This is a genomic window from Actinoplanes flavus (assembly GCF_017592555.1).
GTDB classification, from domain to species: Bacteria; Actinomycetota; Actinomycetes; order Mycobacteriales; family Micromonosporaceae; genus Actinoplanes; species Actinoplanes flavus.
Genome location: NZ_JAGFNS010000012.1, coordinates 79542 through 92793 on the forward strand (window position 1 = coordinate 79542; position 13252 = coordinate 92793).

13 protein-coding genes and 1 tRNA gene are annotated in these 13252 nt (G+C 71.5%); 3 read left to right on the forward strand and 11 right to left on the reverse strand.

The window, feature by feature from the left end; all coding sequences use genetic code 11:
• Positions 1-54: 54 nt before the first annotated feature.
• Positions 55-1302, forward strand: coding sequence for an ATP-binding protein (locus tag J5X75_RS19455; protein ID WP_208468824.1), 1248 nt, complete (start codon positions 55-57; stop codon positions 1300-1302).
• Here J5X75_RS19455 and hutH read toward each other — a convergent pair.
• From hutH to J5X75_RS19490, 7 genes are all read right to left on the reverse strand, one after another.
• Entirely contained in the window at positions 1295-2830 is a 1536-nt protein-coding gene (hutH, locus tag J5X75_RS19460) for a histidine ammonia-lyase (RefSeq protein ID WP_208468825.1), read from the reverse strand. The two genes, J5X75_RS19455 and hutH, sit on opposite strands and share 8 nt — an antisense overlap.
• Positions 2827-3975 (reverse strand): imidazolonepropionase, encoded by a 1149-nt coding sequence (gene hutI, locus J5X75_RS19465; RefSeq protein WP_208468826.1) that lies wholly within the window; start codon positions 3973-3975, stop codon positions 2827-2829. Before hutI ends, hutH begins: the two co-directional genes overlap by 4 nt.
• A complete protein-coding gene (locus J5X75_RS19470; RefSeq protein ID WP_208468827.1) occupies positions 3972-5249 on the reverse strand; it encodes a formimidoylglutamate deiminase in 1278 nt (425 codons plus the stop codon). The genes hutI and J5X75_RS19470 overlap by 4 nt, the downstream gene beginning before the upstream one ends.
• Positions 5246-6400 carry an allantoate amidohydrolase gene (locus tag J5X75_RS19475; RefSeq protein ID WP_208468828.1) on the reverse strand — a complete coding sequence of 385 codons (1155 nt, stop codon included), beginning with the start codon at positions 6398-6400 and terminating at the stop codon, positions 5246-5248. The genes J5X75_RS19470 and J5X75_RS19475 overlap by 4 nt, the downstream gene beginning before the upstream one ends.
• On the reverse strand, positions 6397-8028 hold the full coding sequence (gene hutU / locus J5X75_RS19480; RefSeq protein ID WP_208468829.1) for a urocanate hydratase: 1632 nt from the start codon (positions 8026-8028) through the stop codon (positions 6397-6399). The genes J5X75_RS19475 and hutU overlap by 4 nt, the downstream gene beginning before the upstream one ends.
• Positions 8029-8042: 14 nt before the next feature.
• A complete protein-coding gene (locus J5X75_RS19485) occupies positions 8043-8885 on the reverse strand; it encodes a MurR/RpiR family transcriptional regulator (protein ID WP_208468830.1) in 843 nt (280 codons plus the stop codon).
• A gap of 124 nt (positions 8886-9009) precedes the next feature.
• The gene (locus tag J5X75_RS19490; protein ID WP_208468831.1) at positions 9010-9225 is read right to left on the reverse strand and encodes a TM2 domain-containing protein; all 216 of its coding nucleotides are present in this window, start codon (positions 9223-9225) and stop codon (positions 9010-9012) included.
• Between the two features lie 130 nt (positions 9226-9355).
• On the opposite strand from J5X75_RS19490, the gene J5X75_RS19495 reads away from it, so the two are divergent.
• Entirely contained in the window at positions 9356-10177 is an 822-nt protein-coding gene (locus J5X75_RS19495) for an MOSC domain-containing protein (protein WP_208468832.1), read from the forward strand.
• A gap of 43 nt (positions 10178-10220) precedes the next feature.
• Complete coding sequence (locus J5X75_RS19500; protein WP_307798162.1) at positions 10221-11147, forward strand: expansin EXLX1 family cellulose-binding protein; 927 nt, start codon at positions 10221-10223, stop codon at positions 11145-11147.
• A gap of 55 nt (positions 11148-11202) precedes the next feature.
• Here J5X75_RS19500 and J5X75_RS19505 read toward each other — a convergent pair.
• From J5X75_RS19505 to J5X75_RS19520, 4 genes are all read right to left on the reverse strand, one after another.
• Positions 11203-11286, reverse strand: a tRNA-Leu gene (locus tag J5X75_RS19505).
• A gap of 12 nt (positions 11287-11298) precedes the next feature.
• Positions 11299-12075 carry an HNH endonuclease signature motif containing protein gene (locus J5X75_RS19510; protein ID WP_208468833.1) on the reverse strand — a complete coding sequence of 259 codons (777 nt, stop codon included), beginning with the start codon at positions 12073-12075 and terminating at the stop codon, positions 11299-11301.
• Positions 12076-12285: 210 nt separating this feature from the next.
• On the reverse strand, positions 12286-12762 hold the full coding sequence (gene bcp, locus J5X75_RS19515; protein WP_208468834.1) for a thioredoxin-dependent thiol peroxidase: 477 nt from the start codon (positions 12760-12762) through the stop codon (positions 12286-12288).
• Between the two features lie 19 nt (positions 12763-12781).
• Positions 12782-13204: an S-adenosylmethionine decarboxylase gene (locus J5X75_RS19520; protein WP_208468835.1), complete on the reverse strand. Its 423-nt coding sequence runs from the start codon at positions 13202-13204 to the stop codon at positions 12782-12784.
• Positions 13205-13252 lie beyond the last annotated feature (48 nt).

The following is a 13252-nucleotide window of genomic DNA, read 5'->3' on the forward strand; positions in this document are numbered from 1 at the left end:
AATTGAAAGGTTCAGGCTCGCGAAGCGAAAGTTGAGGAGCGTAAGGTGGGCGTTGTGAGCGCTCCTGACCTGCTGCCACGCCATGCCGAGCGACTCATCAGCGCCGCCCTGCAGGACACCCGTGTCGTTCTCGTCAGCGGCGCTCGGCAGTCCGGCAAGAGCACACTCGTACGCCTGCTGGCCGGTGACCGTGCGGCGGAACGCCGTGATCTCGACCGTGAGCAGGACCGGGCCGCTGCCCTGGCCGATCCGAGTGGATTCGTCGCCTTCGACGAGCTGATGGTGATCGACGAGATCCAGCGGGTCCCGGAATTGCTACTGGCGATCAAGGTTTCGGTGGATGAGGACCCGCGTCCGGGCCGATTCCTCTTGACCGGCTCGTCCAGCTTGTTCGGCCTGCGAAGCGCGCCGGACGCCCTGCCGGGCCGGATGGAGACCGTGGAGTTGTGGCCGTTCTCGCAAGGCGAGATCGACGGCATGCCGGACCGTTTCATCGACACGGTCTTCCGGCGCGGCCCCGAGATCCGTCACGAGTCGACGGTGAGCCGTGCTGACTATGCGAGCCGCATCGTCCGGGGCGGTCTTCCGGAGGCGGTCGCCCGGACGGATGTGCGCCGCCGTGGCCGATTCCTGGACAGCTATGTCCAGGCGTTGATCGACCGGGACGTGCGGGAGCTGGCGAGGATCGAGCAGGCGCCGCAACTCCGTACGCTGATTCGTCTCCTGGCGGCCCGGTCGGCCTCCCTCATCGTGCCCGGAGCGCTGGAGTCCGGCCTCGGGTTGAGTCGCCCCACCATCGCCCGCTACATGCAGCTGCTGGAAGAGGTCCACCTCATCAAGCGCATTCCCGGCTGGTCACGCAACCTCGGCAGCCGGGTCACGCATGCGCCGAAGCTGGTCTTCGTCGACTCCGGCATCGCCGCCCAGCAACTCGCGGTCGACCCGCACGCCCTGCTGCGCCCAGGGCAGCCGTTCGGGCCCCTGCTGGAGGGATTCGTCGTCTCCGAACTCGCCCGCCAGAGCACATGGTCCGACGAGCTGGTCGATCTGTACCACTACCGCGACCAGAACAAGGTGGAGGTCGACGTCATCCTGGAGAACCGGCAGCGGCAGGTGGTCGCCATCGAGGTCAAAGCCGCGTCCACGGTTCGCTCCGACGACTTCACCGGGTTGCGCAAGATCGCCGGCCGGCTCGGTGACGACCTGATCGCCGGGATCGTCCTCTACACCGGGACCAGCACGCTGCCGTTCGGTGATCGGATGCGCGCGGTCCCGGTGAGTGCCCTCTGGGAGGTCAGCTGAGCGGGCCGACCGCCGTCTCGATCGCGGTGCGCAGGGCCGGGCCGGCGACCACGGCGCGGGCCTGTTCCAGGACCGGGGCCAGGAAGAGGTCCGGGCCCGGGGCCCCGGCGAACGGCTCGACGGCGGCCAGCGCCGCCCGCCCGGCCGGGGAGGCGGTGAGCGGGGCGCGCAGTTGCAGGCCACGGACGGCGGAGAGCAGTTCCACGGCGAGCAGGCTGGTCAGGTTGTCCAGGACGGTCCGCAGCTTCTTGGCCGCCGCCCAGCCCATCGACACGTGGTCCTCCTGCATGCCGCTGGTCGGCAGCGAGTCCACCGAGGCCGGCGACGCGAGCCGGCGGTTCTCGGCGACGATCCCGGCCGCCGTGTACTGGGCGATCATCAGGCCCGAGTTGACGCCCGCGTCCGGTGACAGGAACGGCGGCAGGTCGCGGGAGCGGGTCACGTCGAGCAGCCGGTCCACCCGGCGTTCGGCGATCGCGCCCACCTCGGCGGCCGCGATGGCCAGGAAGTCGGCGGCGAACCCGAGCGGCGCCCCGTGGAAGTTGCCGGTCGACTCGACCCGCCCGTCCGGCAGCACCACCGGGTTGTCCACCACCGACACCAGCTCGCGGGAGCTGATCAGCAGCGCGAAGTCGAGGGTGTCGCGGGCCGCGCCGGCCACCTGCGGGGCGCACCGCATCGAGTAGGCGTCCTGCACGGCGTGCGCGAGGTCGTCGCGGTGCGAGTCCATGATCGCCGAGCCCTGGAGCAGCCGGTGGATGTTCGCGGCCGACGCCGCCTGCCCCGGATGCGGCCGGATCTCGTGCAGTTCGGGAAGGAACGGCCGGTCCGAGCCGAGCATCGCCTCGATGGCGAGCGCGCCCGTCACGTCGGCCATGGTGAACAGGTGCCGGGCGTCGGTGATCGCCAGCAGCAGCATGCCGAGCATGCCGTCGGTGCCGTTGATCAGCGCGAGGCCCTCCTTCGCGGCCAGGTCGAGCGGCCGCAGCCCGGCGGCGCGCAGCGCCTCCGCCCCGGCGATCCGGGAGCCGTCCTTGCCGACCACCCAGCCTTCGCCGAGCAGCACCAGCGCGCAGTGCGCGAGTGGCGCCAGGTCACCGGAGGCGCCGAGCGAGCCGTGCTCCGGCACCCACGGCGTGATGTCGTGGTTGAGCAGGTCCACCAGGCCCTGGGCGAGCACCGGGCGCACCCCGGAACGGCCCAGCGCCAGCGACCGGACCCGCAGCAGCATCATGGCCCGCACCACCTCGCGGGGCATCGGCGCGCCGATCCCGGCGGCGTGCGAACGGATCAGCGCGTGCTGGAGCTCGGCCCGCCGGGACGGGTCGATCGACGTGCTGGCGAGCGCGCCGAATCCGGTGGACACGCCGTAGACGGGCCGCCCGGACGCCTCGATGCCGTCGACGATGGCCCGGCTCGCGGCCATCGCCTCGACGGCGGCGGGAGAGATCTCGACGTGCGCGTCGGTGCGGGCCACGGCGACGACGTCGGCGGCGGACACACCGGTGGACTGAACGGTGACGATCATTGCGGCACTCCGTGGTGCAGAACGGTTCGGATCAGGGGGACACCCGGCCGGTAGGCCAGGTGCAGGTGCGAGGGCGCGTCCAGGACGATGAGGTCGGCTCGGGCGCCGATCGAGACGCGGCCCAGGTCGGTGCGGCGCAGGGCGGTCGCGCCACCCACGGTCGCCGCCGCGACCGCTTCGCTCGGTGTCAACCGCATCTCCCGTACGGCGAGAGCGATGCAGAACGGCATCGACGACGTGTACGACGACCCCGGATTGCAGTCGGTGGCCAGCGCGACGGTGACGCCCGCGTCCAGCAGCCGCCGCCCGTCCGGGTAGGGCGACCGGGTGGAGAACTCGGCGCCCGGCAGCAGCGTGGCCACCGTGTCCGAGGAGGCGAGCGCGTCCACGTCTGCGTCGTCCAGGTGGGTGCAGTGGTCGGCGCTGGCCGCCCCCAGCTCCACGGCCAGCCGCACGCCCGGCCCGGGGCCCAGCTGGTTGGCGTGCAGCCGCAGGCCCAGCCCGTGCTTCGCGCCGGCCACCAGGACGGCGCGGGCCTGATCGGCGTCGAAGGCGCCACGTTCACAGAACACGTCGACCCATCTCGCGTACGGCGCGACAGCCTCCACCATCTCCCCGCACACCAGGTCCACATAGTCGCCCGGGCGGCCCGCGTACTCGGCCGGCACCACGTGCGCCCCGAGGAACGTGGTCTCCTCGACGATCTCGGCGGCCACCCGCAGGGACCGCTGCTCGTCGGCGACGCTCAGGCCGTACCCCGATTTGATCTCGATCGTGGTGGTGCCCTGCCGCAGCGCCTCGCCCACCAGGCGGCGCGCGTTGCGGCGCAGCTCGTCGTCGGACGCGGCGCGGGTGGCGGCGACCGTGGTCCGGATGCCGCCGCCGGTGTAGGCCTCCCCGGCCATCCGCGCCCCGAACTCGGCCGCCCGGTCGCCCGCGAAGACCAGGTGCGCGTGGCTGTCCACGAAGCCGGGCAGCACGGCGGCGCCGTCCGCGTCCAGGACCGAGTCGGCGGCCGGAGCCGACGACATCGGCCCGATCCAGGCGATCCGGTCGTCCTCCACCACGACCGCGACGTCGTGCACGATCCCCAGCCCGGGGTCGTTGGTGAACAGCTCACCGATATTGGCGACGAGAAGACTCATAGCAAAACCTTCGCCAGTTCGCGCGGCACGTCGACCAGGGTGTGCCGGCCTTCGGAGACGATCCGCCGCCCACCGGAGATCACGTGGGTGACGTCGGCCGCGGTGGCCGCGAAGATCACCTGATCGGGCCGGGCGCCCACGGTCCGGACACTGTCCAGGCGCACCGCGACCAGGTCGGCGCGCTGACCGGGCCCGATCGTCCCGGCGTCGTCCCAGCCCAGGGCCGCGTGCCGGGCCGCCGCCGCGACCAGGTCGGCGGCCGGGAAGTGGCCGCGGCTCTCGGTGGCCAGCCGCTCGTCCATCTCCAGCCCGCGGATCTCCTCGAACGGGTCGATCACCGCGTTGCTGTCGCTGCCCAGGCTCAACGGCACGCCCGCGTCGGCGAGCCGCCGGGCCGGGCCGATGCCGTCGGCCAGGTCACGTTCGGTGGTGGGGCACAGGCACACCCCGGCGCCGCTGCCGCCGAGCAGCTTCACGTCACCGTCGGTCAGGTGGGTGGCGTGCACCGCCGTGGTTCCCGGCCCGAGGACGCCGTGCCGGTCCAGCAGCTCGGTCGGCGTGCAGCCGTGCACCGCCCGGCACTGCTCGTTCTCGGCCCGCTGCTCGGAGAGGTGCACGTGCAGGGGTGCCCGCCCGGCCAGTACGGCCAGCTGCTCGGCGGGCACCGCCCGTACCGAATGCAGGGCCGCCCCGATCCGGGCGTGCGGCCCGGCGGTCAGCGCGCCCACCCGCTCGGCCCAGCGTTCCGCGTCGCCGTCACCGAACCGTTTCTGCACCCCCTCCAGCGGCGCCCCGTCGACCCGCGACGTCAGGTAGAGCGTGTCCAGCAGGGTGATCCGGATCCCGGCCTCGTCGGCGGCCCGCATCAGCGCCGCGCCCATCGCGTTCGGGTCGTCGTAGCGAGCCCCGCCGGGCGCGTGATGCAGGTAGTGGAACTCGCCCACGCAGGTGATCCCGGCCAGCGCCATCTCGGCGTAGACGGCCCGCGCCAGCGCCAGGTAGCCGTCCGGGTCGAGGGCGCCGGCGACCGCGTACATCTGCTCCCGCCACGTCCAGAAGCTGCCCGCGCCGGTGTGCGTACGCCCGCGCAGCACCCGGTGGAAGGCGTGCGAGTGGGCGTTGGCCAGGCCGGGCAGCACCAGACCGGGCAGACGTTCGCCCACGGCCGGGGCGCCCGGGACGACCGCGGTGAACCGGCCGTCCGCCACCTCGATCCGGACGTCCTCGGCCACCCGGTCACCCAGCCAGGCGTACCGGGCGTGATAGACGCTCATGTCAGCGCCTCCAGCACCCGGGCCAGCGCCTCGACGCCCGCCTCGCAGTCGGCGTCGGAGGCGTGCTCGGCGGGGGAGTGCGACACCCCGGTCGGGTTGCGGACGAACAGCATGGCGGTCGGCACGTGCGCGGACAGCACCCCGGCGTCGTGGCCGGCACCGGTCGGCAGGATCGGCGCGCCGCCCAGCAGCTCACTCAACCGCACGGCCAGCGCGTTGTCGAAGGCCACCTCCCCGGTCACCGACTCGGCGGTCACCTCGACCTCGGTGCCGTCCCGGCTGGCCCGCTCGGTCGCCTCCCGCACCACCGACCCGACCAGCCGATCGAGGGTGCCGGTGTCCGCGGCCCGGGCGTCCAGCCAGCCCCGCACCAGCGACGGGATGGCGTTCGTGGCGTTCGGCTCGACCTGCACCCGGCCCATCGTGGCGTGCGCGCCGGCCAGCCGGGCCTCCCGGTCGGCGACCAGCACGGTGAAGGCGAACGTCTGCATCGGATCACGCCGGTCGCTCATCAGCGTCGTGCCGGCATGGTCGCCGACGCCGCTGAAATCCATCCGCCAGCGGCCGTGCGGCCAGATGGCGCTGGCCACCCCGACCGGGACGGTCAGCGCCCGCCCCTGCTCGATGTGCAGCTCCACCACCGCCGACAGGTTCCGCACGCGCGGATCGGCGCCGGCCGGCTGCCGCCCGAGCGCCTCCGCGAAGGTGACCCCGTCGCGATCGGTCAGCGCGGCGGCCTTCTCCGGCGCGATCGCGCCGGTCAGCAGACGAGACCCCAGACACGGTACGCCGAAGCGCCCACCCTCCTCCTCGGCGAACGCCGCGACCACCACCTTCCGGTCCCGCGGGAGCTCGTCGACGGCGAGGAAGGCGCTCACGATCCCGAGCGGCCCGTCGTAGCCACCGCCGTGCGGCACGGAGTCGAAATGGGAACCGGTCAGCACGGTCCCCGGCGCCCACGGCTCGGCCCGCCACGCGAAGAGGTTCCCGTTGCCGTCCTCGGTGACCGTCATGTCCCGCTGGGCGGCCTGCCCGCGGAACCAGTCGCGCAGGGTCAGCTCGGGTGCGGTCAGCGCGTACCTCAGATAGCCGCCGCCGGCCGCCCGCCCGACCGGCGCGATCTCCGCCCAGACCTTGGCGAACTCGCTCATGACCGCATCGGGATCCGCACGTCGTCCGCGCATCCGGACTCGTAGCCGGCGTCGACGTGCCGCAGCACCCCCATCGCCGGGTCGTTGGTCAGCACCCGCTCGATCTTCTGCCCGGCCAGCGCCGTCCCGTCGGCCACGCACACCTGCCCGGCGTGGATGCTGCGCCCGATGCCCACCCCGCCACCGTGGTGGATCGACACCCAGCTCGCCCCGGACGCCGTGTTGACCAGCGCGTTCAGCAGCGGCCAGTCGGCGATCGCATCGGAGCCGTCGAGCATCGCCTCGGTCTCCCTATACGGCGACGCCACCGACCCGGAGTCCAGATGGTCCCGCCCGATCACGATCGGCGCGCTGACCTCCCCACGCGCCACCATGTCGTTGAACCGCATGCCCGCCCGGTCGCGTTCGCCGTACCCGAGCCAGCAGATCCGCGCCGGCAGCCCCTGGAAGGCGACCCGTTCCCCGGCCATCCGGATCCACCGCGCGAGCGGCTCGTTCTCCGGGAACAGGTCCAGGACGGCGCGGTCGGTGGCGGCGATGTCGGCCGGGTCCCCGGACAGCGCGGCCCACCGGAACGGCCCCTTGCCCTCGGCGAACAGCGGCCGGATGTACGCCGGAACGAACCCGGGGAAGTCGAAGGCCCGCTCGTACCCGGCCAGTTTCGCCTCGCCGCGGATCGAGTTGCCGTAGTCGAACACCTCGGCCCCCGCGTCCTGGAACCCGACCATGGCCTCGACGTGCTTGGCCATGCTGTCCCGGGAGCGGTCGGTGAACTCGTCCGGCTTCGTCCGCGCGTACTCGGCCATGTCGTCCAGCTCGACGCCGAGCGGCAGATAGCTGAGCGGATCGTGGGCGCTGGTCTGGTCGGTGACGATGTCGATCGCGACGCCGTTGCGCAACAGCGTCGGGAAGACCTCGGCCGCGTTGCCGACCACGCCGACCGACAGCGCCTTGCGGTCCGCCTTCGCCTGGAGCGCGATCGACACCGCCTCGTCCAGACTTCCGGCGATGACATCCAGGTAGCGGGTGTCGACCCGCCGCTGCAGACGGGTGCGGTCCACGTCGACGATCAGGCAGACACCGCCGTTCATCGTCACGGCCAGCGGCTGCGCGCCGCCCATGCCGCCGCAGCCGCCGGTCAGCGTCAACGTCCCGGCCAGATCACCGGCGAACCTCTTCGCGGCCACCGCGGCGAACGTCTCGTACGTGCCCTGGAGGATGCCCTGCGTCCCGATGTAGATCCACGAACCGGCGGTCATCTGCCCGTACATGGTCAGGCCCAGCTGCTCCAGGCGCCGGAACTCCGGCCAGGTCGCCCAGTCGCCGACCAGGTTCGAGTTCGCGATCAGCACCCGCGGCGCCCACTCGTGGGTGCGCAGCACACCGACCGGCTTACCGGACTGCACCAGCAGCGTCTCGTCGCCGCGCAGCGTGTCCAGCTCCCGCACGATCGCGTGGAACGACGGCCAGTCCCGCGCGGCCCGGCCGGTGCCCCCGTAGACCACGAGATCCTGTGGCCGTTCGGCCACCTCCGGGTCCAGGTTGTTCATCAACATGCGCTTGGCGGCCTCTTGCGGCCAACCCATGGCGGTGTACGCCGTACCGCGCGGCGCCCGGATCTCGGACATCGAAGTCTCCTCCCTCAGGCCAGGAAAACGTGCCGGCGAGCGGCTGTCGCCTCGAACTCCTCGAGACGGCGCTGCACCGGCTCGGGGGCCGCGTCACACATCGCCTGCAACAGCACCATGGCCATCGCCATCGGGCCGGTGTGCAGGTCGAAGACGAGTTGCGTGCCCACCGCGGCGGGCAGTACGACGTCGGCGTGCTCGGCCACCGGGCTGATCGCCGAGTCGGTGATCGCGACCACCGCGAGGCCGGCCGCCCTCGCCTCGCGGACGGCCTCCACCGACTCGCGCGGATAGCGGGGAAGCACCATGGCCAGCATGGCACCGGCGCCGTCCGCGCGGGCCTGATCCAGCCGGTCCAGCAGGCTCGTCCCGCCCTCGTCCAGCACCCGCACGCCGGGGAACACCTTCGCCGCGAAGTACCCGAAATACGCCGCCAGCGGCGCCGCGGCCCGCAGGCCCAGCACCGGAAGCGGGCGGCTGCCGATCAGCAGGGCGGCCGCACGGCGGACCTCGTCGAGGTCGTGCAACTGCTCGCCGAGCCGCCGCAGATGCTCGGTCTCCGCGTGCACCGCCCGCTGCATCGGGTTCTGCTCGGCCGGCAGGCCGGGCTCGTCCACGGTCAGCTCCCGCAGCTCCCGCCGCAACGCCGGATAACCCGAGTAGCCCAGCGCCATCGCGAACCGGGTCACCGACGGCTGGCTCACCCCGGCCAGATCGGCCACCTCGGAGGCGGACAGATACGCCGCCTTCGCCGCGTGCTCCACCAGGCAGTGTGCGATCCGCCGCTGGGTGGGCGTCAGGCGCGCGCCCTGGAACAGGCCCAGCAAGCCCGCCGATTTGATCGCCCCGTCATTCACAACGGCAGCTTATGCATAAAATCTTTCAGAAAGCCAGGGCCGTCACCCGATGCAACACCCCGAAGCCCCGAAACGAGACGGGCCGGACCCCCGAGGGGATCCGGCCCGTCCGGGCTGACCGGCGTCAGGCGACGCCGTTCGCCTTCCGCACCTGGCCCGGCAGCGTGAACAGGTCGTACAGCAGACCGAAGCCCAGGAAGCCCAGGGTGAAGATGTAGGCGATGCCCAGGCCGGTCTTGCCCAGGTAGAACTTGTGCGCGCCGATCGCGCCGAAGAAGAACCAGAACAGGTACGCGATGCCGACCTGCTTCTGGGCCGGAGCCGCAGTCGCCTGAGTCATGAGAATCTCCCGTGAAAAGTGATGTCGAGCCCGACAGGGCTGAAATCGATCAGTTGAAGGCGCGAGCTTAATCGATCAAGGCAGGTTCGGAAACCCCGTTCCCACGGGTCGTTGTGGCAGGCTGGGCGGCATGCGGATCGCCTCGCTCCACACGTACCCCGTCAAGGGTTGCCACCGGCTCGACCACGACGAAGCGCGAGTTGAACCGTGGGGCCTCGGCGGCGACCGGCGATGGATGATCGTGGACGCCGAAGGCGTCGGCATCACCCAGCGCGACGCGCCGCTGCTGACCCGGCTGACCGCCCGGCCGCGGCCCGGCGGCCTCCACCTCAGCGCACCCGGTCTGTCCGATATCGACATCTCCGAACCCGGCGCGGCCGCCACCGTCAAGGTCCGCATCTTCCGCAACAAGACACCCATTCCGGCCCGCGTCGCCGACACCACCTGGGTCTCCACCCTCCTCGGCCGCGACGCCCGCCTGGTCTGGCAGGCCGACCCCACCACCCGCGCCCTGACCGATTCCGTCCTCCCCGGCGACAGCGTCAACCTCGCCGACGGCTACCCCGTCCTCCTCGCCAGCGCCGCCTCCCACGATGCCCTCAACGACTGGCTCCTGGAGAACGGCGACGAACCCGTCCCCATCCACCGCTTCCGGCCCAACATCGTCATCGCCGGCGCCCCCGCCTGGGCCGAGGACGACTGGCACGGCCGCCGCCTGCACATCGGCGACCTCACCTTCCGCGTCGCCGGAGGCTGCGCCCGCTGCCTCGTCACCACCATCGACCAGGAGACCGGCGAAACCGGCCGGCAGCCGCTGCACATCCTCGGCCGCCACCGGCGCTTCGGCACCGAACTCCTCTTCGCCGTCAACCTCATCCCCGACCGGCCCGGCGTCATCCGCGTCGGCGACCCCGTCACCCCGCCGGGCGACCCCGCCTTAGAAGAGTCTTAGAAGAATTGCCCCCGCCCCTCCGGGGCGACCAGGATGCCTGGTCGTGAGTGCTCATCGACCGAAGTTCACCGCCCGATGGCTCGCCGCCGGTGGCGCCACCGTCCTCGCCGGCATCCTCGGCGTCGCCATGCTGCTGACCAACGGCGGATCCGCGTGCGCCGCGCCACCGAGCACCACGACCAAGACCGGCAAGGCCACCTTCTACGACCTCGCCGGCACCAGCGGAAACTGCTCCTTCGAAGTCCCGGCCGACGACCTCTACGTCGCGCTCGGTCCTGACCAGTACGCCGACGGCGCGTCCTGCGGCGCCTACCTCGACGTCACCGGCCCCAAGGGCAAGGTCCGCGTCAAGGTCTTCGACTCCTGCCCCGAATGCCCGGCCGGGCACCTCGACCTGAGCCGCACCGCGTTCCAGAAGATCGGCGCCGAGATCGACGGCATCATCCCGATCAAGTACAAGCTGGTCACCAACCCGTCCACCCCGGCGCCGATCAGCGTGCGCATCAAGGAGGGCGCGTCGCGGTACTGGTTCGCGGCCCGCATCGACAACCACGCGAACCTGCTCTCCACGGTCAAGGTCGCGAGCGGCGGCGGCAGCTTCAAGACCGCCCACCGCACCGACTACAACTACTGGCTCGTCGACGGGGGCGCGGGCCCCGGCCCCTACAAGATCAAAATCACCGATGTGTACGGCAACACCGCCACCCTCACCGGCATCAGGATGAGCCCCGGCACCGTCCAGAAGACCGGCGTCCGCCTCACCGGCGGCTCCACCACGGTGACCTCGAAGACCACCGCCCCCACTCCCACGGCGAAGGCCACCACGCCCCCCGCCACCGCGAAGAAGCCCGCCGCCACCACCCCGTCCCCGTCGGCCTCCGTCGCGGTCAACCCGCTCCTCGAGTCGGCGGCAGCCGAGCCCGACCCCAGCCGGCCGCTCGACCTGGCCGCCGCACCCAGCACCTGCTGACGGCGTCCCCCACGGAAAACGGCCCGGTCCACTGGACCGGGCCGTTCCGTTTCGGTGCGGAAGGGGGGACTCGAACCCCCACGCCCTTTCGGGCACGGGCACCTAAAACCCGCGCGGCTGCCGATTTCGCCACTCCCGCCCGATTTGCCCCTCAAGGCAAAGCGTTGTGAAGAGTGTAATCGGTCGGGCCTGACCGTGGCGTCTCGCTCACCGCCGATCGATCCTCGATCGCGGCCCGCGGCTGGTCGGGGGTGGTGGGTTTGCCGCGAAGCGGCTCCAGCGTTCCACGGGTCTCCCAACGGCGCATCAGCGCGTACACCTGACGGCGCTCGCACCCCAATTGCCGGGCGGCGTCGGCGACGGTCATCTCCTTGCGCCGCACCTTCTGGAGCACTTCCGCCCTTTCCTCGTCGGTGGTCGCGCATCGCACGGGCTGCTCCACCGGGCTCCCCAGGTCGTCCACCCGGACCACCGGCACCCGGCGCCGGGGCCGGTTGCGCCCCGCGTAGTTGGCTGTCTGGCTGTGGCAGTTCGGGCAGAGGAACCGGAGGTTCTCCGCCCGGCAGTTCCAGAACCGCCCGTCGATGTGATCGACCTGGAGGGTGAGGGGCCGCCCGTTCCAGGAGCCGTCGATGCCGCACTCGGTGCAGCGATAGGGACGGTCCAGATCCTCCAGTGCCCGGCGAAGCACGGTGGGCGCCTGCCGCTTGGCGTCAAGCGGGCGCTCGATCAGGATCTGGTCGGGGCCGCGGCGGCGCGGATTGCGCGTCCCCGGCACGTGCACGCGGCCGACGAAGTGCGACGTGTCGATCCCGAGCTGCGTGATCCGGCGGCGCAAGTGTGCATGGGATCCGCCGCTCACGCGTAGATCCAGGTGGCGAAGCACTCCGGACATCGAGGTGGAGGCGGCGACCGCCTCGGTCAGCATCTCCCGGGTGTACTTGACGTATGCCATGTTGTCTAGCGTACACCCCTGACGGGTGGGCCGGGAAGCACGCACGGCGGCCGCCTTGCGGGTTGGTACCGCATGACGACCGCCGTGAGACCCGGACCGCCGCGCCGTGCCGGCGATTGCACTCCTCTTCGGCGGAGGTGGCCCGGACCTGTAGGTTTTCGCCCGGCCTTTCGGTGGCTGGGGTCAGTCGAGGCCCAGGTCGCGGCGGAGCTTGGCGACGTGGCCGGTGGCCTTGACGTTGTAGAGGGCGTGCTCGATGACACCGTTCTCGTCGATGACGAAGGTGGATCGGATGACGCCGGTGACGGTCTTGCCGTAGAGCTGCTTCTCGCCGTACGCCCCGTAGGCGGTGAGGGTGCTCTTGTCCTCGTCGGCGACGAGCGGGAACGTGATGGCGTCGTGCTCGCGGAACTTGGCGAGCTTGGCCGGCTTGTCGGGGGAGATGCCGACGACCTCGTACCCGGCGGCCTGGAGCGAGGCCAGGGAGTCGCGGAAGTCGCACGCCTGCTTGGTGCAGCCGGGCGTCATCGCGGCCGGGTAGGCGTACAGCACGACCTTGCGCCCGCGCAGGTCCTTGAGGGAGAGGCTGTCGCCGGTGTCGGTGGGGAGGGTGAAGTCGGGCGCGGCGTCGCCGGCGCTGAGACGCACGTTTTCAGTCATGGTTCCGACGATAGTGCGATCAGCCGGGCACCCGTTGGTCACTCCAGAGCCGGCGTGCGGCGGTGAGGTCGCGGGGCCATTCCTCGCCGCGGCGGGTGAGGGAGTGTTCGGTGATCCGGAAGTCGCCGACGAGTCGGTGGAATTCGTCGATCACGTCGTTTTCGTGGAACGGTTTGCACGAGAAGACGTTGATGAGGATCTCGCGCAGATACGGGTAGGTGTGGATGGCGGCGTGCGATTCGGCGAGGATCACGACCGCGGATTTGCCGGCTTTCTCGGGTGTGCCGGTCTCGGTGGCGACCAGGGGGCCGGCGATGACTGTCATGCCGATGCGATCGACCAGGTCGCGCATGAACCGGGTGAGGGCCGCGTCGTCGTCGAGGGCGCTCGTGTCGGCGATGCCGGAGAGCCGGAGGGTGAGTTCGTCGCCGTAGTGGGACATAACCGTAAGTTAGCAATGTTAAACGGTGCGTGACAATCGACGGGCATG

Bases quoted from the DNA above. Each gene is read 5' to 3' on its own strand.
- hutH (WP_208468825.1), bottom strand. From the start codon at position 2,830: ATGATCGTCACCGTTCAGTCCACCGGTGTGTCCGCCGCCGACGTCGTC.
- J5X75_RS19510 (WP_208468833.1), bottom strand. From the start codon at position 12,075: ATGCTGACCGAGGCGGTCGCCGCCTCCACCTCGATGTCCGGAGTGCTT.
- J5X75_RS19470 (WP_208468827.1), bottom strand. From the start codon at position 5,249: ATGAGCGTCTATCACGCCCGGTACGCCTGGCTGGGTGACCGGGTGGCC.
- J5X75_RS19520 (WP_208468835.1), bottom strand. From the start codon at position 13,204: ATGTCCCACTACGGCGACGAACTCACCCTCCGGCTCTCCGGCATCGCC.
- hutU (WP_208468829.1), bottom strand. From the start codon at position 8,028: ATGTCCGAGATCCGGGCGCCGCGCGGTACGGCGTACACCGCCATGGGT.
- J5X75_RS19490 (WP_208468831.1), bottom strand. From the start codon at position 9,225: ATGACTCAGGCGACTGCGGCTCCGGCCCAGAAGCAGGTCGGCATCGCG.
- bcp (WP_208468834.1), bottom strand. From the start codon at position 12,762: ATGACTGAAAACGTGCGTCTCAGCGCCGGCGACGCCGCGCCCGACTTC.
- hutI (WP_208468826.1), bottom strand. From the start codon at position 3,975: ATGAGTCTTCTCGTCGCCAATATCGGTGAGCTGTTCACCAACGACCCC.
- J5X75_RS19475 (WP_208468828.1), bottom strand. From the start codon at position 6,400: ATGAGCGAGTTCGCCAAGGTCTGGGCGGAGATCGCGCCGGTCGGGCGG.
- J5X75_RS19495 (WP_208468832.1), top strand. From the start codon at position 9,356: ATGCGGATCGCCTCGCTCCACACGTACCCCGTCAAGGGTTGCCACCGG.